General features: G+C 55.5%; 30 protein-coding genes and 1 tRNA gene. 17 read left to right on the top strand and 14 right to left on the bottom strand.

Going from position 1 to position 24,431, the window contains the following annotated elements; genetic code table 11:
- Positions 1-395: 395 nt before the first annotated feature.
- Positions 396-572 (top strand): type II toxin-antitoxin system HicA family toxin, encoded by a 177-nt coding sequence (locus tag FHW66_RS12665; RefSeq protein ID WP_183380175.1) that lies wholly within the window; start codon positions 396-398, stop codon positions 570-572.
- A gap of 94 nt (positions 573-666) precedes the next feature.
- Positions 667-1,086, top strand: a complete 420-nt coding sequence (locus tag FHW66_RS12660) for a type II toxin-antitoxin system HicB family antitoxin (RefSeq protein ID WP_183380174.1) — start codon at positions 667-669, stop codon at positions 1,084-1,086.
- 3 nt (positions 1,087-1,089) lie between these two features.
- On the opposite strand, the gene FHW66_RS12655 is transcribed toward FHW66_RS12660, so the two are convergent.
- From FHW66_RS12655 to FHW66_RS12610, 10 genes are all read right to left on the bottom strand, one after another.
- Positions 1,090-1,163 (bottom strand) — tRNA-Gly (locus tag FHW66_RS12655).
- A 261-nt stretch (positions 1,164-1,424) separates the two neighbouring features.
- Complete coding sequence (locus tag FHW66_RS12650) at positions 1,425-1,694, bottom strand: hypothetical protein (protein ID WP_183380173.1); 270 nt, start codon at positions 1,692-1,694, stop codon at positions 1,425-1,427.
- 15 nt (positions 1,695-1,709) lie between these two features.
- Positions 1,710-2,204, bottom strand: a complete 495-nt coding sequence (locus FHW66_RS12645; protein ID WP_183380172.1) for a hypothetical protein — start codon at positions 2,202-2,204, stop codon at positions 1,710-1,712.
- Positions 2,201-2,377, bottom strand: a complete 177-nt coding sequence (locus FHW66_RS12640) for a hypothetical protein (protein WP_183380171.1) — start codon at positions 2,375-2,377, stop codon at positions 2,201-2,203. The genes FHW66_RS12645 and FHW66_RS12640 overlap by 4 nt, the downstream gene beginning before the upstream one ends.
- Positions 2,378-2,864: 487 nt before the next feature.
- Positions 2,865-3,515: a DUF559 domain-containing protein gene (locus tag FHW66_RS12635; RefSeq protein WP_183380170.1), complete on the bottom strand. Its 651-nt coding sequence runs from the start codon at positions 3,513-3,515 to the stop codon at positions 2,865-2,867.
- Entirely contained in the window at positions 3,508-3,978 is a 471-nt protein-coding gene (locus FHW66_RS12630; RefSeq protein ID WP_183380169.1) for a hypothetical protein, read from the bottom strand. Before FHW66_RS12630 ends, FHW66_RS12635 begins: the two co-directional genes overlap by 8 nt.
- Positions 3,978-4,316 carry a hypothetical protein gene (locus FHW66_RS12625; RefSeq protein ID WP_183380168.1) on the bottom strand — a complete coding sequence of 113 codons (339 nt, stop codon included), beginning with the start codon at positions 4,314-4,316 and terminating at the stop codon, positions 3,978-3,980. The genes FHW66_RS12630 and FHW66_RS12625 overlap by 1 nt, the downstream gene beginning before the upstream one ends.
- On the bottom strand, positions 4,309-4,743 hold the full coding sequence (locus tag FHW66_RS12620; RefSeq protein WP_183380167.1) for a nuclease domain-containing protein: 435 nt from the start codon (positions 4,741-4,743) through the stop codon (positions 4,309-4,311). Before FHW66_RS12620 ends, FHW66_RS12625 begins: the two co-directional genes overlap by 8 nt.
- Positions 4,740-5,213 carry a recombination protein NinB gene (locus tag FHW66_RS12615; protein WP_183380166.1) on the bottom strand — a complete coding sequence of 158 codons (474 nt, stop codon included), beginning with the start codon at positions 5,211-5,213 and terminating at the stop codon, positions 4,740-4,742. The genes FHW66_RS12620 and FHW66_RS12615 overlap by 4 nt, the downstream gene beginning before the upstream one ends.
- Positions 5,210-5,797, bottom strand: coding sequence for a hypothetical protein (locus FHW66_RS12610; RefSeq protein ID WP_183380165.1), 588 nt, complete (start codon positions 5,795-5,797; stop codon positions 5,210-5,212). Before FHW66_RS12610 ends, FHW66_RS12615 begins: the two co-directional genes overlap by 4 nt.
- A 29-nt stretch (positions 5,798-5,826) precedes the next feature.
- On the opposite strand from FHW66_RS12610, the gene FHW66_RS12605 reads away from it, so the two are divergent.
- Positions 5,827-6,117 carry a hypothetical protein gene (locus FHW66_RS12605; RefSeq protein WP_183380164.1) on the top strand — a complete coding sequence of 97 codons (291 nt, stop codon included), beginning with the start codon at positions 5,827-5,829 and terminating at the stop codon, positions 6,115-6,117.
- 261 nt (positions 6,118-6,378) lie between these two features.
- Here the strand turns inward: FHW66_RS12605 and FHW66_RS12600 are convergent, their stop codons facing one another.
- A complete protein-coding gene (locus FHW66_RS12600; RefSeq protein ID WP_183380163.1) occupies positions 6,379-7,374 on the bottom strand; it encodes a helix-turn-helix domain-containing protein in 996 nt (331 codons plus the stop codon).
- Between the two features lie 194 nt (positions 7,375-7,568).
- On the opposite strand from FHW66_RS12600, the gene eat reads away from it, so the two are divergent.
- The 4 genes from eat to eutC all read left to right on the top strand — a co-directional run bounded on the left by eat (position 7,569) and on the right by eutC (position 12,711).
- Entirely contained in the window at positions 7,569-8,978 is a 1,410-nt protein-coding gene (gene eat, locus FHW66_RS12595; protein WP_183380162.1) for an ethanolamine permease, read from the top strand.
- Between the two features lie 69 nt (positions 8,979-9,047).
- A complete protein-coding gene (locus FHW66_RS12590; RefSeq protein WP_183380161.1) occupies positions 9,048-10,373 on the top strand; it encodes an HAD family hydrolase in 1,326 nt (441 codons plus the stop codon).
- Positions 10,374-10,469: 96 nt separating this feature from the next.
- Positions 10,470-11,876: an ethanolamine ammonia-lyase subunit EutB gene (locus tag FHW66_RS12585; protein WP_183380160.1), complete on the top strand. Its 1,407-nt coding sequence runs from the start codon at positions 10,470-10,472 to the stop codon at positions 11,874-11,876.
- 43 nt (positions 11,877-11,919) lie between these two features.
- On the top strand, positions 11,920-12,711 hold the full coding sequence (gene eutC, locus FHW66_RS12580; RefSeq protein WP_183380159.1) for an ethanolamine ammonia-lyase subunit EutC: 792 nt from the start codon (positions 11,920-11,922) through the stop codon (positions 12,709-12,711).
- Here the strand turns inward: eutC and fdxA are convergent, their stop codons facing one another.
- Positions 12,712-13,044, bottom strand: a complete 333-nt coding sequence (fdxA, locus tag FHW66_RS12575) for a ferredoxin FdxA (RefSeq protein ID WP_183380158.1) — start codon at positions 13,042-13,044, stop codon at positions 12,712-12,714. It lies immediately after the preceding gene.
- A gap of 146 nt (positions 13,045-13,190) precedes the next feature.
- Positions 13,191-13,874: a siderophore-interacting protein gene (locus FHW66_RS12570; protein WP_255458950.1), complete on the bottom strand. Its 684-nt coding sequence runs from the start codon at positions 13,872-13,874 to the stop codon at positions 13,191-13,193.
- An 86-nt stretch (positions 13,875-13,960) separates the two neighbouring features.
- Here FHW66_RS12570 and FHW66_RS12565 point away from each other — a divergent pair, with 86 nt between their 5' ends.
- The 10 genes from FHW66_RS12565 to FHW66_RS12520 all read left to right on the top strand — a co-directional run bounded on the left by FHW66_RS12565 (position 13,961) and on the right by FHW66_RS12520 (position 23,517).
- Complete coding sequence (locus FHW66_RS12565; protein ID WP_183380156.1) at positions 13,961-14,419, top strand: MarR family winged helix-turn-helix transcriptional regulator; 459 nt, start codon at positions 13,961-13,963, stop codon at positions 14,417-14,419.
- A 172-nt stretch (positions 14,420-14,591) separates the two neighbouring features.
- On the top strand, positions 14,592-15,530 hold the full coding sequence (locus FHW66_RS12560) for a LysR family transcriptional regulator (protein WP_183380155.1): 939 nt from the start codon (positions 14,592-14,594) through the stop codon (positions 15,528-15,530).
- 221 nt (positions 15,531-15,751) lie between these two features.
- On the top strand, positions 15,752-16,600 hold the full coding sequence (locus FHW66_RS12555) for an ABC transporter permease (RefSeq protein WP_183380154.1): 849 nt from the start codon (positions 15,752-15,754) through the stop codon (positions 16,598-16,600).
- The gene (locus FHW66_RS12550) at positions 16,573-17,478 is read left to right on the top strand and encodes an ABC transporter ATP-binding protein (protein WP_370543517.1); all 906 of its coding nucleotides are present in this window, start codon (positions 16,573-16,575) and stop codon (positions 17,476-17,478) included. The genes FHW66_RS12555 and FHW66_RS12550 overlap by 28 nt, the downstream gene beginning before the upstream one ends.
- 5 nt (positions 17,479-17,483) lie before the next feature.
- Positions 17,484-18,713, top strand: a complete 1,230-nt coding sequence (locus FHW66_RS12545) for an acyl-CoA dehydrogenase family protein (protein WP_183380153.1) — start codon at positions 17,484-17,486, stop codon at positions 18,711-18,713.
- Between the two features lie 99 nt (positions 18,714-18,812).
- Positions 18,813-19,907, top strand: coding sequence for an LLM class flavin-dependent oxidoreductase (locus FHW66_RS12540; protein ID WP_183380152.1), 1,095 nt, complete (start codon positions 18,813-18,815; stop codon positions 19,905-19,907).
- 14 nt (positions 19,908-19,921) lie between these two features.
- Entirely contained in the window at positions 19,922-20,878 is a 957-nt protein-coding gene (locus FHW66_RS12535) for a D-isomer specific 2-hydroxyacid dehydrogenase family protein (RefSeq protein ID WP_183380151.1), read from the top strand.
- Positions 20,879-20,897: 19 nt separating this feature from the next.
- The gene (locus FHW66_RS12530) at positions 20,898-21,764 is read left to right on the top strand and encodes a class II aldolase/adducin family protein (RefSeq protein WP_183380150.1); all 867 of its coding nucleotides are present in this window, start codon (positions 20,898-20,900) and stop codon (positions 21,762-21,764) included.
- Positions 21,765-21,818: 54 nt separating this feature from the next.
- A complete protein-coding gene (locus tag FHW66_RS12525) occupies positions 21,819-22,766 on the top strand; it encodes an ABC transporter substrate-binding protein (RefSeq protein ID WP_183380149.1) in 948 nt (315 codons plus the stop codon).
- A 163-nt stretch (positions 22,767-22,929) separates the two neighbouring features.
- Positions 22,930-23,517, top strand: coding sequence for a LysE family translocator (locus FHW66_RS12520; protein ID WP_183380148.1), 588 nt, complete (start codon positions 22,930-22,932; stop codon positions 23,515-23,517).
- Positions 23,518-23,532: 15 nt separating this feature from the next.
- Here FHW66_RS12520 and FHW66_RS12515 read toward each other — a convergent pair whose 3' ends face one another.
- Positions 23,533-24,363 (bottom strand): AraC family transcriptional regulator, encoded by an 831-nt coding sequence (locus tag FHW66_RS12515; RefSeq protein ID WP_183380147.1) that lies wholly within the window; start codon positions 24,361-24,363, stop codon positions 23,533-23,535.
- Between the last annotated feature and the right edge of the window lie 68 nt (positions 24,364-24,431).

The raw sequence follows: 24,431 nt of genomic DNA, 5'->3' as shown, positions 1-24,431 counted from the left end.
GTTATGACCAAGACTATTCCAATAAGGAGCCGTAACCTGATATCGAATACCGAGATCGTCCGTAATGGTACGCGCACATCGAACTCAATCGCGGCCATCGCACACCTCTTGCTTGAACTCAATCGCACTTATCCACAGATTTCGTGGACAACCCTGTGGACAACTAATCATTACGCCTGCCAACTGTCCCGCCTCTGGCGGTTCCCACTCAAGGTCTTGTATCGGAAGGCAGACGCAATAAAAAAGCCCGCTACCGGATACCGGGCGGGCAAGCAGCCTTGCGGGCTGGAGGAGACACAGAAATATTTAATCAAAATTGTTTAATTACACCTTGATATATTAAACAAATTTGATTAAACTTCTTTACATCGAATCACAAAACGAAAGGAGGTGCGGTGAAGCAGAGTGAGTTTGTTAGGTGGCTCAAGCAACAAGGCGCGACGTTCGAAGAAGGTACTAACCACACGAAAGTCAGGCTGAACGGCAAAACGAGTTTCCTACCAAGGCACCCTAGCAAGGAACTTAAAACAGGACTTGTTCAGGGAGTTAAAAAGCAACTTAACTTGAAGTGAGGACCGGCCCCGAAAGGGGCTAGTCCCGCGCACTCTAGGCTTCACCGCCCTTTTTTTAAAACAAAATTTTTATCTCTCGATAAACGGAGCAACCATGAAATACCCTGCACAATTCGAACCAGACGAAGAAGCTGGCGGCTTTGTCGTTACCTTCCGCGACATCCCCGAGGCAATCACTCAGGGCGATACCGAGGAAGAAGCGCTTGCGATGGCCGCCGACGTCTTGCTGCACTCGATGGAGGTCTACTTTGACGAAAAGCGCCAGGTACCAGCGCCATCAAAAGCACGCAAAGGCGAACGCCTTATTGACCTCCCCGCCAGCGTCTCTGCGAAAATCCTACTGCTCAATGAGATGGTCGCCGCCGACGTTTGGTCATCCGAGCTTGCCCGCCGGATGGGCACCACTCCGCAAGAGGTGAACCGATTGATTGATCTCAAGCACACCACCAAAATTGATCGTATCGAGGAGGCATTGGCTGCGCTCGGAAAGTGCCTGGAACTTTCAGCCGCATAAACCTGGAGCGTCCGAAGGGAATCGAACCCTTGTCCTAAGCTTGGAAGGCTTCGGCTCTACCATTGAGCTACAAACGCAAAAAGCCCCGGCCAGCGAAGGTGCGGGGCTTTGATAATTTCTGATGTGTGAGGAGATTCGCGATCTCCAAACCTATCTGGAGAGTGAAACCGCCGCGAAATGAATCTACTCACATATCAAAAATTTAGGGCGAGCTTATCCGACAACTTCTCGTCTTTCCGTAAGACGCTGCCGTGCTTTCGCCCAAATTATGCATGCCGGGTGCTTCGTAAAGCATGCAGTGACTAAATCTTATACTGTGTATACACCCAGTGCAAGTATTAATTGAGGACTTCAAATTTGCTGTCGCTTTTCAGCTCAGGGAAGCCGTCAAGATCATCAGAAAACTCATCTTTCATAACGTCCAAATCGCCGCCGAGCGAATCAGCGCCAATCAACCGCAATGCGGCTCGCAAAGTAGGATCTTGACCACGCGCGATGCTAAGCCAGTAACAATCATATTCTCTTGGCATTACTCTGACTCTTCCGCCATCTGCGCGGTAACCGGCAATAGGCCTACCGCCCTTCACTAAAACTCTGTATTGCTTCATGCCGCCTCCTTGATTTTAAAAGTCCATCGCCCGAGCCAACTTCCGCATGGCCTCACCACCAGCCTGAATTGTCATGGCTTCCAGTGACTCTACCATGTCTCGAACGTAGTCTTGCACACTGTGTTTGACCTGCACGGGGCGCTTTGCAGTGCCGTTGCAAGCCTTGCATGCAGCATCCGTGTGCCCGACGCCAAGCTGCAGCCCAGTACCAGTGCACACAGGGCAAACGTCATTCAGCCAGTGATCGAGCGAAAGCCGAGCCACCTTCTTCGGGCTCACCTCGATCGGCCAGGTGCGCAGCAGGCTCTTGAACGTAACAATCTCAGTCCATTCGGCAAGCAGCGCAGCATAGGTTGTGGCATCGCCGGCGTACTTCACCCGAAATAGCTTGGTTGCCAGGCGAGTCTCGCAAAGCGCCGTGGCAGCCAGCACATCGGTAGCATGGTGCTGCTCATCGTCACGCAGGTTCGATGAATTTACGGCCCGGGTGTACTTCTCAATCACATTCATCGCTTGCCCTTTCGCTGTTTCTTCGCCGCCTCCCGGCGCCGGATTTCTGATTCAAACTCGACGTGCTTTGCTGGGTCGCCGTACTGGTACTGTCTCAACCGCTGGCGCTCCTGGATAATCCGGAACTGGTCTTCGTGGCGCGCCAGCTTGGCCATCTCTTGCTGCCAGTTCAAACAACCCCCGTTACCGGATTACGTGCCCCTTCGCAGAGCCGCCAATGCACTTTCATGTCAAAAGGTGCCATCTATTTAGCCTCAGGCCGATATGCGCCAGGCGCAATTGATTCGTCGCGAGGCAACTCTGTGGCCGGGATGAAATAGCGAGAGTCACGCGCCCCGCGCGCGGATTGAATCACTCCGTCATCTACCATCTTTCGAAGCAGCGCATGCACCTCAGGGCATTTCGCATGAAATTTGGCGGCGATCTGATCTGCCCGATATCGGTACCCGGGCGTCATTGATTCCACTATTTGGCTGGGCAGTGGACCAGGCGACCGCTTACCCACGGTCGCCTGGTCCACTTCCTCAAAACTCGCGCACTCCCGCTCGTTCTTGATGCTGACGTGCACGTAATTGCGCTCTTCCTTCTTGCAATGCCCGAATCCGTGGCGAGACATCTGAGCGTTGTGCTTCAGGTCCAGGTGCTTGCAAGAGAGGCATCTCATGCTGCAGTCTTTCTTGATCGAAAGAAAATCTCTTCCAAATAGTCCTCGAGTGCATCACCCGAGTTGATGGGTGCTGTTTGTTCGCGGCGCAGCAAGCGCATAGGAAAAGTTTCTGGAGTTGAGCGATGATTAAAGAGAGTCTGCTCAATCAAATCACTGTATTTTTCGGTGGCGCGGTCTTCAAAATATTTCTGCCTAATAGCGGACACAATTCCTTCGGATGTAGTCATAAAATAGTTGTAGATATCCTCAAACTCAGATTCTTCATATTCAGGAAATGCCTCAATAACTCGGCGGCATTCATGCCCTTCAATTCTGAAAATCATCCAACCATCTTCAGCTAGTCGTTTATCGCGGTGAGCATCCAATTGAGAGTCATGCCATGCCTTTCCATCGCACTCAATACCAATTTTCAGGAACGGGCAAGCGAAGTCCAAGAAGTAATTAAGTGCTGGAACCTGAGGAAAGAACGGTATGCCTGCGATTCGAATATCACTCCAGACGGAGTTTTCAATTGGCGTGAATTGCCAATTCATAAAATATGGGTCTTGACGCATATCTCCTGTTTTTTCGTACACTTCCAGCCAGTAGGGCAGTCGACGACCATACTCTTTTCTAATCTCAAGAAATTTATCGAAATCACCCACGGGAATCTCCCATGCGCTGGATCACCAGGGCGGCCATAGCATCTTTCTTTTGCTGTACTTGCGCTCGCTCTAATTCTGTTGTCCGAGCCCGCTCCTCTGCCCGCTGCGCACGTTTCGAATCAAGGACAGACATCATTTCCTTGATGCGTTTTAAACCTTCAGGGCAAGTTGAGGGGCCATTTTTTTCAATGGAGTAGTTTGGAAGGAGTCCTGACACAGTGGGAGCGGACAGAAGTCCTGCCACTTCAGCTTTTTGAATCGCGTGAACCTGCTTCTGCTTGTCAAATCCAAGCGAAACAGACCAAGTAATGGGCGTCCCGCTATTTCTGGCATCGGTCACTAACCTCGCGTATGCACTCTTGAATGTCATGAGATACAAGGCCAACATGCGGCCGTCTTCGCTCAAGTCGCGAATGTCTTCGCTCGACCAAAAAGCGGTATAGACTTTCCCGTAATCACGCATTACTTTTCATCCTCTGGGTTCAGCACTCGCTTGACGAAGCGGATCGCGTCGCCATTCATCACCGCGCCGCCGTGAAACCGAAATACCGACCAGCCCAAGCGCTGTGCTTCGTTGTACTTCTCCATGTCAGCTATAGATCCGGCGCCACGGTTGTGGCGGCCATTGGTCCAGGTACCGCCCTCGCACTCGACTGCGATCATGCGGTCGGGAAACGCGAAGTCGAACCGCCACTTGCGTGTAGGATGGAAACGGTACTCACGCACCGGATCAAGCTTCTCCGCACGGCAGTGCAGCGCAAACGTGGCCTCGATTTGACTTGGCTTGCGCTTCTCAGTCATGGATCACCTCCAGCAACCCAGCGCGAGCTACCTGTGCTTGCGTCTCACGCACTCCAGCGTCAAACAGTTCATTCATTGATTCGTATGTCATCCCTGCTGGACGGGGTGCGCGGCCATCAAGCACGTCATGGCAAGCCGAGCAGCCGTAAGCGGCGCGTGTATCTGGAGCCTTCAGGCCCATCCCCTTACCATCAGCCAAACGGTTGCTGTGGCACAGCACAGTGGTATCTGTGCGACCGTTGCAGACACCGGGAAATCGCAGGGTGCATTCTTTATCGCGGGCGGACTGGCGGATCTTGGAAGTCTTTGGGCGCGTCGACTTCAAAGTGCGCTTCTTCAGCTTCTGCAGATCCGGCAGCGTGGCAGTGCGCAAGATGCCGGGCTGCGACTTGAAGCCCGTCCGTTTGAGTGGAGTTGAGCGCTTCATGCGGCCATCCGTCGATCATTTGGGTTCGCATGAAACAAAACGCCGAGATTTGCGCCGAAGGCATGGACTTGCTCTAGATATTGCGAGAAGCCTTTGATAGTGAGTTCAGTAGTCGAACCAACGAGAACGCGCACGCCGTCTGGCGTAAAGTCGTATTTGCGGTAGCCTTCTTTGGTTAATTCAGTATCGAATTCTTCAGGCAAGAATAGTTCTTTAAAATACTCATGCCACACGATTGCACTGTACTGACGGCCATTCGCCCAAGCTTGTTGCTCGATATCCTTGAGTGGACCAACCCACATCAAGGCGTTCTGATCAAGCTTGCGGACTTTTACCTCTTCGCGAAAAACTGCTTCTAGCGGCTTCTCAGGATCTAGGGGTATGTTTTCCAGCAAAGCTATTGCTGCCGCCTTTTGCTGCTCTCCGACCAAGCGGATTTTTCTCTCGGTGAATTTTTGGCGGCCCGTCATGCTACGCTCCGCATTTCGTTTCGCATCTCGTCTACTTTCTGATAGCTTTCCCACATACGCAGATTTGCTAGACGAGCAATGTCCATTACATGGGTAGGCTGGAGTCGTTCTGCATTTCGATTCGGTATAGCGCGGCGCTGCACCCTGACGGTGACTAATGGAACACCATTCGACGTATATCCATTTCCTTGGCTTAGCAACAAGATGCCGCTTGCTGGAGACGCGAGGCTGTCAATCAGTTCTGGTTTCCAGATTTCGATCGGCATGGCGTAGTAATGCTTCCAGACCTTGGCAGGATGAATTAGCCGCTGATCTGGTGCGGGCGCCCCATGCTGCCATGAATATTCCGATTCGAACGGCCAGTTATATGCGCGACGCCACCATTTTTCCTTCTTCGCATCCGCTTTAAGATCGGCTCGGCTGATCTTGATTTCGATATCGATAATACGAAGATCAAGTGTTACACCAAGCACATCACACTCATGGCCAGTCCAATTGCAGTTGTTCACCAACAGAAGGCAGCGCCGTTGCAGGGTCTGCTGAGAAATCGCCCTCGCGATCATGGTCTCATTCCAGGTCGTCATTTTGACTTCCTCACGAACACCATCACGCGATGACCATGCGTCTTGCGGCTTTTGGCCTGGCGGTAGGTTACAGCATCAAGACTTGTGTTTTTGGAGATGCCCACAGCATATTTCTGGTAGCAGAAATTCGTCTAGTGGCCGACAATCACACCCCGGTATATCACGTGGTCGTAGGCAAAGTTGAAGGCCTTGAAAAGGTTGCGTTCGTGCAGAAAAAATTAGATGGCGCGGATGGATGTTTCTCAATGAGCGTGGCCGATGCAAGGGAGAAACATGGGGATACTTATAAATGGCTGCCAAGTAAGTGGCCTCTTACGTAGCCAGTTCATTAAAGTGTAGGGTCAGACCCAACGCGCGCAGCTCCAAATGGAGCTGTTTTACCGTGCGACGTTGCTTGCATGATCTGAAGGTTAACTTCGTCGAACAAAAGACCCCACTGTCGCCTGACCAATGCGTGGCTCGCGGTAATGCAATCAGCGATACGCCGACGCAGGCAGGACATTGTGCGAATTTGTTGGCACCTTGATACGGTGACGGCAAACCAGCGCAGGTCCGCCAAGTCCAGGGACTGAAGCCACCAACTAGACAGATAGTCGTTGTGCTGCCGAAGGAGAACTACCAAACAGCTTTTTGTAGTCAGAAGAAAACTGACTGAAATTGGTAAACCCCCAGGCTGCAGCCACATCACCGATGCGCTGAAGCCCTCGGTCGCTTTGCATCAATTGACGCCGCACGCCGTTAAGCCGCCATGACCGCAGATAATGCATCGGGCTCATTCCTAGTACATCCTCAAAGCAATACTGAAGGGTACGTCTGCTCACATGCAGATGGGCGCACAACATCGGTACGGTCAATGACTCAGCCTGGTTTTGCTTCGCATATTGACGTGCCTCAGTGACGATATGGTGACGTCTGCTCAAACTGTTGCAGGCGTGGCTTTCCACTTCACTGCTATCGAGTAGCGCTACCAAGGCAGCGACTACCTGCTCCTGGCTGTACGATCTTTGCTGTTCTGAACCCGGCGTGATGTCGTCGCACTGCCCTACCGGACTCAGTAACGCCGCAATATGCCGGCGACAGGCTTGCAGGCCATCACTGTCAACATGCAGTAACTCTGCGTTCGCCAAGGCGCTCCAAGCGATCGTGCAACCGTGGCGATCCGCTTCCTCCAGCAAGATATTGCGCTGGATAACGATGCCAAGTATTTCATGGCGATCCGGGGTCACCAGCTCAAATTCACGGTTGCCGGGACGTGTCATGATCATATCGGCACGGACCTGCCGGCCGTTCATGCGGATGCTGCCGGCAACGGGCTGTTCGATCCCAAACCAGTAAGCATCGGGCCACACACAGCAGGATTGGCGTACCGCATGACTGTTACGCTCGCGAAAAATCTGCAGCCCCTCTGTTTTCCACTCCTCCAATACCCCATCAAATCGTCCAGCGGCGAGCTGATCGTAGCTTTGCTCCCAATTGCTCAGGTTATGTGCATGCTCGTCGACGTCGTGCGCTATGACGGTGCGCGAGCTGATCTGGCTTGGCATTGCAAAGACCTTCGATGAGGCAGATTCAGTCATGGCGGGATTGGATAATGAGCTAAACAATATGGCGATCGCTGTCTGCGTTCTCTAGAAAAGATCGTCATGTTTGCCGATTTTCGATAACGCCGTATTTTCGCTACGGGCTATATTCAAGTCGCGGGCATCGGTGCTATTCAAGCAAACGGTATGCCTGCCACCGATCTATCGAGATATCGCACAGGAGCCACTTTATGTCAGGCACAACTACGCAAAGTCCCATTCCGCAGGGGCTTAAACCGGTATTAAGTACTTTGCAACTATGGGGTATCGCTGTCGGCCTTGTGATTTCAGGCGAATATTTTGGGTGGAGTTATGGCTGGGCCAGTGCGGGCACGCTTGGTTTTACCGTCACGGCCCTGTTCATCGCGGCGATGTACACCACTTTCATTTTCAGCTTCACGGAGCTGACCACGTCCATTCCGCATGCAGGTGGTCCATTCGCCTATAGCAAGCGTGCTTTTGGTCCGCTTGGCGGCTATCTCGCCGGTGCTGCCACGCTCATCGAGTTTGTCTTTGCACCACCAGCGATTGCGCTGGCCATCGGGGCCTATCTGAACGTGCAGTTTCCGCAAATCGATCCCAAACTGGCCGCACTGGGGGCCTATCTGGTGTTCATGGCGCTCAATATCGTCGGCGTGCAAATCGCGGCGATGTTCGAGTTGTGCATCACCATTCTCGCCATCTTCGAATTATTGGTGTTCATGGGCGTAGTGTCCCCAGGCTTTTCGATGGTCAATTTCAACAAGGGTGGCTGGTCTGGGCAGGATACGTTTTCCTGGATGGCAGTGCCTGGCATGTTTGCAGCGATCCCGTTTGCGATCTGGTTTTTTCTCGCCATCGAAGGTGTTGCCATGGCGGCGGAGGAAGCCAAGAATCCGCAGCGTTCGATTCCGATTGCCTACATTACCGGTATTCTGACACTGGTGGTGCTGGCCATTGGTGTCATGTTATTTGCTGGCGGTGCGGGCGACTGGACCAAACTGGCAAATATCAATGATCCCCTGCCGCAGGCCATGAAACTCATCGTCGGCAGCAATAGCCAATGGCTGCACATGCTCGTGTGGCTTGGGCTGTTTGGGCTGGTGGCATCCTTTCACGGCATCATCCTTGGGTATTCGCGGCAGATATTTGCACTGGCGCGCGAGGCTTACCTGCCAGCATATTTTGCCAAGATTCATCCTCGCTTCAAGACGCCACATCGCGCGATTCTGGCCGGCGGCGTGATTGGCATTGCGGCCATCTATAGCGACGAACTGATTACCTTTGGCGGCCAGACCTTGACCGCCAATATTGTCACCATGTCAGTGTTTGGCGCTATTTTGATGTACATCCTCAGCATGCTGAGCCTGTTCCGCCTGCGTCGCATCGAGGCTGATCTGGCACGGCCATTCCGTGCCCCCTTGTATCCCTTTTTTCCAGCGTTTGCCTTGTTCGGCGCGCTGGTATGCATGATCACCATGATCTATTACAACTGGCTGATCTTTCTGATTTTTGTAGCTTTCATGGCACTTGGCTACGTCTATTTCCTGCTCACTGGCACGAGTCGTAGCAATGTCATGGCAGTCGTTGATCCTGGCGAAACAGATCCTGCGGGAATCTAAGCCACATGCATTTCTGTCGTACTGGCACCTTTTGCGATTCGGATTTCTTCTCTCTACACTGAACAAGGAATGCAACATATGAATATCAAACAACAAGATATGACACCAGTCCATGCACGTCGTGGATTCATGGGACGAGCACTTGCAACGGCTGCCGGTGCGGCAGTGGTCGCCACTCCTTTAATCGCCCGCGCACAAGAGCCACAAAAGACAGTTTCAGTTGGACTGGATCGTGCCAAATGGTCGCCGCGCAACCATCAGTTGGTCGCGCAAATGATCGCTACCTATGGCAATACGGCTAAAGATTACAACAGCAAAAAGCGGCCTTACGCAGTATTCGACTGGGATAACACCAGCATCATGAATGACTGTGAAGAAGCGCTGTTCATGTATCAGATCAATACCCTCTCATTCAAGCTCACACCGGCTGAGTTCGGTGCGATCCTCCGCCAAAACGTACCGCCCGGACCGTTTATGGCGGACTACAAAAATGCAGCAGGCATGGCGGTTGATCTTGATTCAATCTGTGCTGACCTAGATGCAGACTACGCTTTCCTCTACAGCAACTATCAGGGTCTGGCCGGCAACAAGTCACTGGAAGAAATGACCAGGACGATCGAGTTCCTCGATTTCCGCACCAAGTTGTACTACCTGTATGAAGCGGTCAACGATACCCATGGCGTCAATATCGGTTATCCCTGGGTCATCTATTTCTTCGCCAACATGACTGAGGCAGAAGTCATGGCACTGGCAGAAGCCTCCAATGACGCCGCACTCGGTGCGGCATTGACCAAGGTCAAATACACCAGCCCGACAGAGCGCCCGGGCCGCGCAGGCATCGTCAGTACTTCGCATTTTCACGGTATTCGGCTATGCACCGAAATAGGTGGCCTGATGGATACCCTGCGTGCCAATGGGATCGATGTTTACGTCTGTTCGGCCTCCATGGAAGAAGTCGTGGCCGTATTTGCCAGCAATCCAAAATATGGCTACAACGTCAGCCGTGAAAACGTGCTGGGCTTGCGTCTGGAGCGTAACGGCAATGTGTTCAGGAACGCCTATCTGAAAAACTGGCCGCTCACCTGGGGGCCTGGAAAAAGTGTGGCCATCAAGCGCGAGATTGTCGGACTCAAAGGCTATGGACCACTCTTTGTCGCTGGCGACAGCGATGGCGACTACGATATGTTGCGAGATTTCGCGGAGACCCGCTTCGGCATGATCGTCAACCGTATGAAGACGGGCAATATTGGTGCCTTGTCCAAACTGGCTGCAGCACAACTGGACGCCAGGCAGCCACGCTTTCTGTTGCAGGGGCGACAAGAGTCGACTGGCAACTGGCTGCCAGCCGAAACCAGCATCAAATACGGCAAGACCAACCCGCTGTTGACAGCATGATGTGTGGAGGCGCTGACGGCCGAGAAAGATTGCGGCACAATAGCCGCAGCCGCACGATAACGCGGACCTGCCGCAGCGCCGCCAAAGGTGATCTTCATGTCACAACATAAGCCTTACCAATTCAGTCACACCGTCGGACCGGTCACGTATCAGTTTCGCGACCTCAAGGAGTTGATGGCCAAGGCCACGCCATTGCGCTCTGGCGACATGCTCGCCGGTGTCAGCGCGCGCAATGCCGAACAGCGTGCCGTGGCGCAAATGGCATTGGCAGAGCTCCCTTTGCGCACGTTTCTCGAACAGGCACTGATCCCTTATGAAGAGGATGAAATTACCCGCCTGATCATTGATGAGCATGATGTATCAGCCTTTGCTGCGATCAGTCATCTGACGGTCGGTGATTTTCGTAACTGGCTGCTCAACGACGATACGGACAGTGTCACATTGACCGCAGTCGCATCGGGAATCACACCAGAAATGGCAGCAGCGGTCAGCAAGATCATGCGTAATCAGGATTTGATTCTGGTCGCCAAAAAGTGTCAGGTGACCAGTGCATTTCGCAATACCATCGGCTTGCCGGGACGCCTGTCAACCCGCCTTCAGCCCAACCATCCAATCGATGACGCCAGCGGTATTGCCGCCAGTCTGCTGGACGGCCTGCTCTACGGTAGCGGCGACGCCGTTTTCGGTATCAATCCAGCAACCGACAATGTGCCGCAGGTGATGCGACTGGTCTCGATGATGGATGAAATTATCGGGCGCTATGAGATTCCCACCCAGTCCTGTGTGCTGACGCATGTCACCAATACCATTGCGGCCATTGAACGCGGCGCGCCGGTGGATCTGGTATTCCAGTCGATTGCCGGTACCGAGGGTGCCAACCGGAGTTTCGGCATTGATCTTGCCTTGCTGGGTGAGGCGCGCAGTGCGGCCTTGTCCTTGGGGCGTGGCACGGTGGGGAATAACGTTATGTATTTCGAAACCGGCCAAGGTAGTGCGCTATCAGCCAATGCGCACCACGGTGTAGATCAGCAAACCTGTGAGACGCGCGCTTATGCAGTAGCACGCAAATTCGAGCCCTTGCTGGTCAATACCGTTGTTGGCTTTATCGGTCCTGAATACCTCTATGACGGCAAGCAAATCATCCGCGCCGGCCTGGAAGACCATTTCTGCGCCAAGCTGCTGGGACTGCCAATGGGCTGCGATGTCTGCTATACCAATCACGCCGAGGCAGATCAGAACGATATGGATAACCTGCTGACCTTGCTGGCGACAGCGGGTTGCAGTTTCGTGATGGGCATTCCCGGTTCGGATGACATCATGCTCAACTACCAGACCACTTCGTTTCACGATGCCTTATACGTACGTCGTGTGCTCGGCCTGAGGCCGGCACCACAGTTCGAAGCGTGGCTGCAACGGATGCAAATTTTCAGCACTGACACCCAGTTCCGACTGCATGATGCATTGCCATCGGCATTCAGGCCGATGCTCGAACGCCTGCAATGACGGCTTTCATGCAGCTCCAGACCAATACGACATCCTCCCGCCTATGCCAACGCCACCAACACTGGTTACCGATAATCCTTGGCACACATTGCGTCGTTACACGGCGGCGCGCATTGCACTGGGACGTGCTGGCGTCAGCTTGCCGACCAATGCCCAACTGGCATTTCAGCTGGCCCATGCGCAAGCACGTGATGCCGTGCATCTGGCGCTCGATGCAGCGCAATTACAGCAACAATTGATCGATGCCAATATTCACGGGGCAAGCACCTGCAAGATTGTCGATAGCGCGGCGTCGGATCGGCTGACCTATCTGCAGCGCCCGGATCTGGGCAGACGTCTGAGCGACGATTCACGCAAGGCGCTGGATGATGGTGATCAGGCACGACACTACGATCTCGCATTTGTGATCGCCGATGGTCTGTCGTCACTTGCCATTACCCGCAATGCAGTGCCTTTCCTGGCGGTATTGCAAAGTAAAATCGCAGCCCGTCACTGGACACTGGCGCCATTGAGCATCGTGCGTCAGGGACGCGTTGCCATTGGCGACGAAATTGGTAGCCTGTTGCATGCCAGATTGGTGGTGATTCTGATTGGAGAGCGCCCGGGATTGAGTTCTCCCGATAGCATGGGCCTATACCTGACCTGGATGCCCACGGTGGGCATGAACGATGCACAGCGCAATTGCATTTCCAATGTCCGCCCGCAAGGCATGTCCTATGAAGAGGCCGCTACCAAGCTCGACTATTTGCTGGCCGAGGCACTGCGACGTGAGCTGACCGGCGTGGCACTGAAGGATGAAAGCAGTACAGATGCACCGCTAAAAATTATCGATTGATCAAGTCATCTTCAGTAGCGGCAGCTTGTCAGCGACATCCTTGAATTTCTCGTGATCATGCATTGGTGCTTGCGCCCGCGTAATCCGTTTCCAGCCCGGGGTGCTTGCCAACTTGGCATTGAGCTCAACAAAATGCGCCAGTGATGCAGGCAGATCGATCACGTTGTAGATCGCGCCAACCGGGCATTCAGGTACGCACATCGAACAATCGATGCAGCCATCAGGATCAATGGCAAGAAAGTTAGGTCCCTCCACAAAACAATCCATGGGGCACACGCTGACACAATCGGTGTACTTGCATTCAATGCAAGAATCAGTGACGACAAATGGCATGATGATCTCAGAAACAGGGCTGCAGGCTCCCGTGCCTGCCAATCGGGAAGAACGGTATAGTAATCTGAAAAGCCAGCCATCGCGCAATCCACAAGCCGGTCGACAAAACATCGAAGCGTGAGGAACAAACGCTGGCGACAGCCGCATCAGTCAAGCCGCTCATGAAAATCCGAAGCGCCCTGCTTCCAGTACGCTGCTACCCGCAAAGCATCCTTGGACAGCTTCTTTTCTTCCACCAGGATCGACCGCACCAGCTTCATGGTGTTGCCCTCGCCGGCGGCCCAGGTATACCCTTCCCCGACAGGCATTTCCAAAGCCCGTAGTTGGGCAATGAGCTCAGCGGTACTGGGAATCCATTTGACATCGATATCTGCTGTACTCTCGAACTGCCGCATATCGCCAACGTGATTGATTTGTACCAGCACCAGCGCACGTGTTGTGGCGGGCAATTCCTTGAGCCGTCGGGTAATGGCAGGCAAAGCCGACAGATCGCCGATAAGCAGATGCCAGTCATAATCCTTCGGGATGATCATCGACCCCTTCGGCCCCGCGATCACTGCCTGAGATCCGACCTTGGCCTGACGCGCCCAGTCGGTAGCGGCACCTTCTGCATGAAGCGCAAATTCCAGCGTCAGCTCGCGACGTTGCTTGTCGTAGTCAACGGGCGTATAGTCGCGCCGCACCGCTTCTCCGGAGGCGTCAGGAAAAATGAACTTGATATGATCGTCAAACGACAAGGAAACAAAATCTGCCAGCGCCTCGCCCTTGAAGGTAAGGCTCAACATATTGGTGCCGGTCTGGGTCACGCGGCTGACGGTCACGTCACGCATTTTGATTTCATGACGAACACGTTGTACTTCTCTTGGGGTTGTCTTGGTATCCATAACATTGAAATTGATTGATAATGTCACCTATTATGAAAAAACAAATTGATAATGTCAACCAATTAGATGTCGCTAGTGCGGTCTTCGAGTCCATTCATACCGTCATGCACTTGTACCGTTCGCAACAATTGGCGGCGGTTCGTGCCGGCGAGCAAGGAATTACCCACATGGAAAGCCGTGTGTTGAGCTTTTTTTCGCACCGGCAAGGCAGCACACTCAGTGACCTGGTACAACACTCAGGACGCGACAAGGCACAAATGACCCGGCTCATCCGCCGCTTACGTGACGATGGTTTTCTGGAGGCACAGGAAGACGCCTTAGACCGGCGCAACATACGACTGCAGTTAAGTCCTGCAGGCGCACTCCTGCACCGGCAGATCAAGGAGAGCGCTGCACCGGTTTTACAGGCGGCAATAAAGGGTTTGTCAGCCGAGCAGAGTCGCGAACTGGTCGCGTTACTCACGATTGTCAAAGACAATCTCGAACGCTGACAGCCTCATCCCAGTTGGACTATGAGCATTGAATATGCGCTCCTCATGGGACGTGCAGGCCGAAATGATCATCTCCCAGCCTTTCTATCAACCGAAGACGCAAGGCAGCTGCACCGCACCACTCTGCTGTTAGAATTCGCATAAATCACTCCTATGAATATGCGAATTTGTTATGAAAATAGACGCTATTGATGCCTTCGTTGCCGTGGTGCGCTGCCAATCCATCAGTCTTGCGGCGGCGTCTCTGCAATTGACACAATCGGCCATTACCCGCCGCATTCAAAGCTTTGAAGAGGCTCTCGGTATTGAAGTACTCGACCGCAGCACCAAGCCACCACGCCCTAATGCCATGGGCAAACGGGTCTATGAACAATGCCGTGCCGTACTACGCGAGGTCGAGTCGCTGCGTGACCTGGCGCGCCAGAGTGATTTACCCAGCGGGGAATTTCGTCTGGGTGTGATTCAGTCGGTCAGCGATATTGCGCTCCTGGATGCATTGCATCAGATCAGCGAAGACTTTCCCGAGATGACTACCAAGGTATCCACCGGCTGGGGTGCACAACTGGTCGACAAGGTCGATAACGGCGAGCTTGATGCTGCCATTGCCCTGTTTCCCGCCACCAAAGTGTTCCCGGCAGGTGTGGGCAGCACCTCACTGGGGCGCATCGAACTGGCAGTCGTCGCGCCGAAAGGTGAGCTCAGTCGCCGCAGCTACAAACTGGCCGACTGCCATGCGCACGGCTGGGTGCTCAATCCCGACGGTTGCGGCTTTCGCGCCGGACTGCAACGGGCACTGGCGGGACAGGGCCTGTCCTTCAAGGTCAATTTAGAAATTTTTGGTGCCGATCTGCAACTGGGTCTGGTGACCAGTGGTCGCGGACTGGGCCTGATGCCGCTGCCGCAACTGCTCGCCAGTCACTATCGCGATCAACTCGATATCATTCACGTGACTGACTTCAAGCCGATACTGGATATCTGGTTGATCCAGCAAGCCCGTTTGCCAAATGCACAACAACAGGCTGCTACCCTGTTCGGGACGAGGGTGGCACGTACCTTCAGTGCCGCACAGGGAAGCGTAAAGGGATCGGCCAAGGCCCATCCGCAAACCTGATCACTTGTTCAGGACGGCTCAGTCATTATTCTAAATTTTCATATTTCAATATTCAAAATAATTCGTTTAATCATAATATCGCAACACTTATGATCCGCTGTACGGTCGCACCGCGCAGACTGCCCTGACTGCACTGAGTTTATTCAGTTGATTCAGATAAGCCGATAAGCGCGACAGGTTTCGACGATCGTCAACCTATGCCTTACGGATCAGAAAGTACGATGTCGAACATCACCGCGTCTGTTCTTGACGCCCCCACCGCGCTCATCAAGCCGCTCACCGCTGAGACATCAGGCTGGCAACAGCGCTGGCTGCGTGCCTTGTTACGGCGCGCCACCAGTCCGCTGGTCATTGTGCTGCTATGGGAACTTGCCTCCCGTACCGGTGTGCTACCGGATCGGATTCTGGCGGCACCATCACAAATCGCCAGCACCTTCGCCACCCTGGTCGCTTCGGGTGAAATGGGCAGTAATCTGCTGGTGTCGCTCGGTCGGGTACTGACCGGACTGTCTATCTCACTGACCATCGGTACCGGGCTGGCACTGATTGCGGGACTATCCCGCCGAGGCGAATTCATCGTCGATGCGCCGATGCAGATGGTGCGCACGCTACCCTTTGTTGGCCTGGTGCCGCTGTTTATTGTCTGGTTTGGTATTGGCGACTTCACCAAGATCAGCCTGATCGCCTTTGCTACCACCTTCCCCATGTATCTGACCCTGTACAGCGGCATTCGCAGCATCGACGCCAAGCTGATCGAAGCCGGCCGCCTGTTCGGCCTCGGCCATCTGGGACTGATCTGGCATGTAGTCCTGCCCGGTGCGCTGCCATCATTTCTGCTCGGTTTGCGCTACGCACTGGGCGTGAGTTGGCTATCACTGGTGATCGTGGAACAGATCAATGCAACCGCCGGCATTGGCTACCTGATCAACAACGCACGCGACTTCATGCGTACCGACATCATCGTCGTCTGTCTGATGGTCTATAGCCTTCTGGGTTTGCTGACCGATGTGCTGGTGCGCGGCATCGAACAGGTGGCGCTGGCATGGCGTCCCTCTTTTATCAAGGATTGACGATGGCCAAAGCCAAACTGACCGCCGTTGCCAACGATCGGCTGACGTCTGCCACAGATAGCGCGGTACGCCTGCGCCAGGTGAGTAAGCGTTTTGGCAGCAACACCATTCTGGATCGTCTGGATGTCGCGATTGAGCCGGGCGAATTCATTGCCCTGCTGGGACGCAGCGGCTCCGGCAAAACCACGTTGCTGCGTGCACTGGCTGGGCTGGATCAGATCAGCGCTGGTCAATTGCAGGTGCCAGCTGCACGCGCGGCCGTGTTTCAGGAACCGCGTCTGATGCCCTGGAAGCGTGCCTGGCGCAATGTGACGATGGGTTTGCGCGTGACCAACGCGCGTGAACGTGCCCGCCAGGCATTGACCGAAGTTGGTCTGGCGCACCGCGAAAACGCCTGGCCAGCCACCCTCTCCGGTGGCGAAGCGCAACGCGTCGCGCTGGCACGGGCACTGGTGCGCGAGCCGCAGCTCCTGCTGCTCGACGAGCCCTTTGCCGCGCTCGATGCCTTGACCCGACTGCGCATGCATCAGCTGATCCTGTCGCTATGGCGCGTGCATCAGCCTGCGGTGCTTTTGGTCACGCACGACGTGGACGAGGCCGTTTTACTGGCTGACCGTGTTCTGGTACTGGAGCATGGCCGTATCGCGGTCGATATCCGGATCGAGCAGTTGCGTCCGCGCAGTGCCGACAATCCTGTTTTCCAGCAGGTCCGAACCCAGTTGCTGCAGTTACTGGGCGTCGAGCTCGAACGCGAGGACAGAGATGCAACCACCGCACAGGAACCAGCACCATCCGTGTCTGGGCGCCCTAGCCCTAGCCTGCATCTGGTTCCGACGTCACCACCAGCCCCGTTCAACCTGAGTAACTATTCGATCTGAAAAACATGTCAGCCAATCTCTTGAGCGCCCACGCAGCCGCCGCGTCCTCCCTGTTCGATCAGCCTGCATTTGATCAATTGCTGCAACAGCTGGCCAGTGAATTTGCGGCTACGGCAGCCGAACATGACCGTGATGGCAGTTTCCCGCATCAGAATTTTGAGCGTTTGCATCAACATGGTTTGCTGTCCCTGACTGTCCCGCATTTTGCTGGCGGACATGCAGCGACGCTGGCCCAGACACGGCGCGTGATTGGGGCGGTGGCTTATGGTGATCCATCCACTGCGCTGGTGCTGAGCATGCAATATCTGCAGCATGCTGCCAACTCACGTACCGCCCGCTGGCCCACCCAGTTATATCGGCAGGTTGCCACTGAGGCAGTGCGCGACGGTGCGCTTATCAATGCGCTGCGGGTCGAGCCCGAACTGGGTACGCCAGCCCGTGGCGGCTTGCCTGCAACAGTAGCCCGCCGGGTACCGCAAGGCTGGTGCATCAGTGGTCGAAAGATTTATTCGACCGGCATCCCGCGCCTGACATGGCTCAACGTCTGGGCACGTAGTGACGATGCGCAACCACTGGTAGGCAGCTGGCTGGTGCATCGCGATACGCCCGGTGTTTCTGTCGTCGAGAACTGGGACCACCTCGGCATGCGGGCCACCGGCAGCCACGAAGTCATCTTTGATGATGTGCTGGTGCCTGCCGAACACGCGGTCGATGTTGCACCGGCCAACAGTCAGCCGGATATTGATCCGACCACCCTGCTCTGGAGTGCAGTCTTGCTGGGTGCGATTTATGACGGTGTCGCCAGGGCCGCGCGCGACTGGTTGGTGGACTGGCTGCAGAACCGGGTCCCGGCCAATCTGGGCACACCGCTGGCAAGCCTGCCACGGTTTCAGGAAGCCGTCGGTCAGATTGATGCCTGGCTCTTGTCCAACCGCTTGCTGCTCGATGCCGCCGCTGCCAACACCAGAGTGGCTAGCGATGACAGCGGTCGCATCAAATATCTGGTCACCACCCAGGCCATCGCTGTGGTGGAAAAGGCCATCGAGATCAGCGGCAATCCCGGACTCTCACGCAATAACGCATTGGAGCGGCATTACCGCAATGTTTTGTGCAGTCGTATCCATACGCCGCAAAACGACAGCATCCTGATCAACGCCGGGCGCATTGCCTTGCTGGGTCCGCAAACTGGATCACTTGTCGCGCCAGCGCAGACGAGCCCGGTACGTGTTGCCTGAGTTTGTCTGAATCGCTCTGAATCACTCTGAATCACTCTGAATCACTCTGAATCTCTCCGAATGTCTCTGAACAATCTACTCTCGCCCAAAGGACAAAATATGAGTATCGAATTCATCGGTTATGCCACCACCCAGGAAAGCTCTGAAACGATTTTGCCGCACGGTCCCGTGGTCAGCAAAAACTATCTTGCCACCGTCGCCCGGGTGCATGAAAACGGCGGCTTTGATCGGGTCCTGATCGCACATAACAGCGGCTCGGTGGACGGCTTCCAGGTAGCTGCCTACATTGCGGCGCAGACCGAGCGACTGGGCGTGCTGCTGGCCCACCGACCCGGCTTTATGGCACCGACGCTGGCGGCGCGGCAGCTGGCGAGTCTGGATCAGTTCAGTGATGGCCGGTTGGCGGTACATATCATCAGTGGCGGTGACGATACCGAGCAACAACGCGATGGCGACTTCCTCAGCCACGATGAACGCTATGCCCGTAGCGACGAATTTCTGGATATCGTCAAGCAGACCTGGACCGCCAATGCCCCCTTCGACTACGCGGGCAAGTACTATCAGGTCAAGGGCCAGAATGCCCGCGTCAGACCAGTGCAAAACCCGCATATACCGGTCTACTTTGGCGGCGCCTCCGATATCGCCATTGAGGTCGCCGGCAAACATGCCGACGTCTATGCCCTGTGGGGCGAGTCACTGGCGCAGGTGAAGGAGACCATCGACAAGGTACGCGCCGCAGCGGCCCGATATGGTCGTGCCGACAGGATCAGATTCAGCCTCTCACTGCGTCCGATTCTGGCCGATACCGAAGAGCTGGCCTGGGCCAAGGCCGATCGTATCCTGCAGCAGGCCAGCATCAACGTCAAACAGAATCCCCTGTTCACGCGCCGGCCCCAAGAGCCCGTCAACATCGGCTCACAACGGCTGCTGGCAACTGCCGCACAAGGAACCGTTGTCGATCAGCGACTGTGGACCGGCATCGCTGCACTGACCAAGGCCGCCGGCAATTCGACCGGGCTGGTCGGTACCCCGCAACAGGTGGCCGACTCGCTGCTGGCCTACTACGACCTCGGCATCACCACCTTCCTGATTCGCGGTTTCGAGCCACTCGCCGATGCGCTGCAATATGGCCGTGATCTGCTGCCGCTGGTGCGCCGTGCGGTCGCTGAGCGTCACGTGGCGCAGGCAGCGTGAGCCGGAGCCTGCCCATGCGTGACATCATCATTGCCAGCCAGTTGGACCCCAGCGTCAATGCCCGGCTGGCGCAACAGGCACAGGCCAGAGTCATTGATCTGCCAGCGGGTGACCTGAGTGTGCTGGCGCCGGAGGCCAACGTCTTGTTTGTCCGGCCTTTCAACAAGGCGGGTAATGCCAGCACGACCCAAAGCGCAGCGCGTCCGCGCGGCTGGCCGCTGCAACTGGACTGGATCCAGCTGGCCTCGGTCGGCATCGACTTCTATCCCGACTGGCTGCTGCAAGGGCCGGTGGTGACTGTGGCCCGTGGCACTGCCTCCAACGCCATCGCAGAGTATGTGCTGGCCGCCATCTTCAGCGCAGCCAAACAGATCCCGACGATCTGGCTCAAGGATGCCTCGCCATGGCAACGCCCCAGCCTGTCTCTGGTACAAGGCAGCGTACTTGGCCTCTATGGCTTTGGCTCAATTGGCCGTGCCGTGGCGCAACGTGCGCTGGCACTGGGTATGCGCGTCGTGGCAATACGCCGTTCTCAGACACCGTTCGATATTGAAGGGGTTGACGCCGTTGCCGATCTCAACGAACTGGTTGCGCGTGCCGATCATCTGGTACTGGCCGCACCGGCTACCCCGGCCACCCGCCACGCAATCAATCAGCATGTGCTGGCGCAGGCCAAGCCCGGGCTACATCTGATCAACATTGCACGCGGCAGCCTGATTGATGATACCGCCCTGTTGACAGCGCTCGATAGCGGCCGCGTCGCCCTGGCCACGCTGGATGTCACCGAGCCTGAACCACTGCCAGCCGGGCATCGCTACTATCACCACCCACGGGTGCGCCTGTCGCCCCACATCTCACCGCATACTGACCAGCTGACGGATGCCCTGCTCGACAAATTTCTTGGCAACCTGCAACGCTTTCGCAGCGGCCAGCCACTGACCGATGTGCTTGATCCGGCACGCGGCTATTGATCAATAAAAGGAACGTTTCATGAGCCAGTCTCCCCTCTACAGCTCACCGCTATCCAAGCCCCATCTGCGCGTGGTCGGTGCGACGCCGCCACGTCCGGCAATCTACTCGGCACCGCGCAACGCCGAAGGTCGTCTGATGGTCGCCGAACCACCGCCACCACCCACCGTCGAAGCAGCACGTCTGCACCGCAAGCAACGGTTGGCGGCTTCGTTCCGCCTGTTCGCACGTTATGGATTCGACATGGGCGGAGCCGGTCATATTACCGCGCGTGATCCTGAGTTTCCGGACCAGTTCTGGGTCAATCCGGCCGGCGTCTACTTCGGTCACATTCGCGTCTCCGACCTGCTGCTGGTCAGCCATGATGGCGAGATCCTGCACGGTGACGGTCTGCTCAATCGCGCTGCCTTTGCGATCCACTCCGAGTTGCACAAGGCACGACCAGACGTTGTTGCCGCTGCGCACTCGCATGCACTGTGGGGCAAGGCTTTCTCGGCACAGGGACGCCTGCTCGATCCGCTCACCCAGGATTCCTGCGCCTTCTATGGCGACCATGTGATCTTTGCCGATTACAGCGGCGTGGTACTCGACAGCAGCGAAGGTGCACGGATTGCCCAGACCCTCGGCAAACACAAGGCAGCAATTTTACAAAACCATGGTTTGCTAACCGTCGGTAACTCGGTCGAATCCGCTGTCTGGCGCTACATCGCCATGGAAAATGCCGCCCAGACCCAACTCATTTCAGAGGCTGCCGGCCCCACCAAGCCACTCTCACACGCCGTGGCACTGCACACGGCCTCGCAGATTGGCAGCGACACCGGTAGCTGGTACAGCTTCCAGCCCCTGTGGGACGTGGTTACCCGCGAAGAGCCCGATCTGTTTGATTGAACGCCGTTATTAACAATTCACGCCCCACAACCTACCCGTAGCGAAAAGGAAATCATGCATACAGGATTGCGACGCTGGCTACTCGCCGCCACATTGATACTAGGCAGCCCGATGATTGCGCAGGCAGCCGATCAAATCAACGGCGGTATGTTAAGGGTTGGCGACCAGCGCCAAGGTGCACGTGGCATTCTGGAAGCCTCCGGTCTGCTCAAGGATCTGCCCTACAAGATCGAATGGTCAGACTTTCCGGCAGCGCAACCACTGGGTGAAGCATTGCACGCCGGGGCAATTGATGTCGGCGGTCTGGGCGATGCGCCGTTCATCTTTGCGCTGGCAGCCGGAGCCAAAGCCCATGTGGTCAGCGTTTCTCAAACGCAATCGGAAGGACTGGCCATTGTTGCCAACAGCAATTCGCCGCTGATCGATGTCGCCAGTCTGAAAGGACACCGCATTGCCACTACCCGGGGATCGATTGGTCACTTCCTGGTTCTGGTCGCCTTGCAAAAAGCCGGACTCAAAACCAGCGACGTGCAACTGATCTTCCTCAATCCCTCAGATGCCAAGGCAGCACTCGCCACGGGCGCGGTCGATGCCTGGTCGACCTGGGATCCGTATGTCGCCATCGCCCAACTGCATGATCATGCCAAGGTGATTACCAATGCGGTTGGCCTCAAGGACTCCTTCACCTATCAAGCCGCCACTGATGATGCTATTGCCCGCAAGCGCGCAATACTGGCCGACTACCTGCAGCGTCTGGCGCAGGCGCAACGGTGGGCACTGAACCATCCCGAGCTGGTAGCGCAGGCACAGGCGCGTATCACCGGGCTGCCGCCGGAAGTCCTCACCTATGTGTACAAGCGCGCCCAGTTGCATCCGGTAGCCATTGATGCCAAGGTGATTCAGTCGCAGCAGCATACCGCTGCGGTCTATGCCAACGCTGGCGTGATCACGCAGGCACTCGATGTCAGCCCCAGCTTCGACACCAGCTTCAAACTGAAGTAGGACTTGTGCAGGGGTGTGGGATTCTCTCCTCACCCCAAGCCTTCACGTTCCACCGCTCCGGAAAACTACATAGGTTTGCCGCACGCAGACAGCAATTTTCTTCAATACAAAGGGCATCGCTGCCCTCTAAGCTCAAGTCATTCAATTCCCAATAGAGAGTTAAATGAACTTGTTCCTTTCCATGAGCGCCTTCGCCCTTGCCACCTCAATTTCTCCCGGCCCTGTCAACCTGATTGCCCTTGCCAATAGCGTTCAGCATGGTTTTCGCGCGAGCTTGCGGCATGTTCTGGGAGCGAGTCTTGGGTTCACCGTCTTGCTGGTCATGACCGGCTTTGGCGTGCATGAACTGCTCCTCTATTTGCCACATCTGGTGGCTGTTGTGACATGGGCTGGCGCAGCATTCCTGCTGTATATGGCCTACAAACTAGCCACTGATAATGGTCAGCTTGGTGCAGAGAAACCGGCTCAGGCTGCCTCGATGCTCTCTGGCGCAGCCATGCAATGGCTCAACCCCAAAGCCTGGCTGGCATCACTGGCTGGTATGGCAGCATACGCGGGCAATGGATCACATTCCCTGATCTGGCAATTTGCTGCCATCTATTTTGTGATCTGCTATCTGTCGATCGCTTGCTGGGCTGCTGCCGGAATCTTCCTGCGCCAGTATCTGGGGAAAGCCGAGCGTATCCGCTTGCTCAACCGTAGTCTGGCGGTTTTGCTGGTGATCACTACCTATTACCTGCTGCAGCAATAGCCAACAATGGCCAGCTTATCCCCGGTATTGCCCGGGCGTGGCGGCTGTCAGTTTCTTGAAAACCCGTTGCAGATGCGCTTGATCTGCGAAACCGGCATCGCCGGCAACATCGGCAATGGGCTTGCCTTGCCTGAGTTGCGTGCGTGAATATTCGATGCGGCTATTGAGCAGATATTCATGGGGTGTCATCCCGTAATGCGCCTTGAACAGGCGGATCATATGCGCCATCGACAGCCCCGAGGCACGACACAGGTCATCCAGCTTCAAGGGCTGTATACAGTTTTCACGGATGGTAAGGGCAAGCTGGTCAATTGCGGGATGTGGCGCTTTGTGCGATTTCAGGGCTGGATCAAGTTGACGCGCCAGATCGGTAAAGAAACCTTGTGCCACTTCGGCTTTATACGCCGCAGCGACCTGTGCATCGAGCAGCACGGCATACAGATCGTGATAGCCATCAAACAAGGACTGTTGCACGCTCATGACCGTCGAAAACGGCTGAAATGCGGCACCGTTGCTCCAGCCAGCGCTGGCCTGACATTGCGCCAGCCACTGACAGTCCACATACATCATGCGATACGACCAGGGTTGACCGTCCAAGGGATTGCATGCATGCACATCGCCTGGGTTGAACAGGACCAACGAACCAGCGCCGATACGGTGCTGCTGTGCGCCGTGCAGACAGATCGTTTCACCGCCAGTGATCGCACCGATCGAAAACGTCTGATGCGTGTGTCGCGCATAGCACACACCACGTCCATCCTGAATTTCGCGCGCTTCAATGAATGGTAATGCAGCATCACGCCAGAATTTTGGTGTGGCGACATCCAGTTGAGAAGAGAGAGCCATAAAATCCGTGTGGGCAGATGATGATCGGGTCAGTGATTGTACGCCGACTGTACTGCCAGCAAGGATCA

It is taken from the genome of Herbaspirillum sp. Sphag64, from assembly GCF_014192645.1.
GTDB lineage: Bacteria > Pseudomonadota > Gammaproteobacteria > Burkholderiales > Burkholderiaceae_D > Herbaspirillum.
The sequence above is the reverse complement of the archived record's forward strand: the minus strand, read 5'-3'. Positions and strand labels throughout refer to the sequence as shown.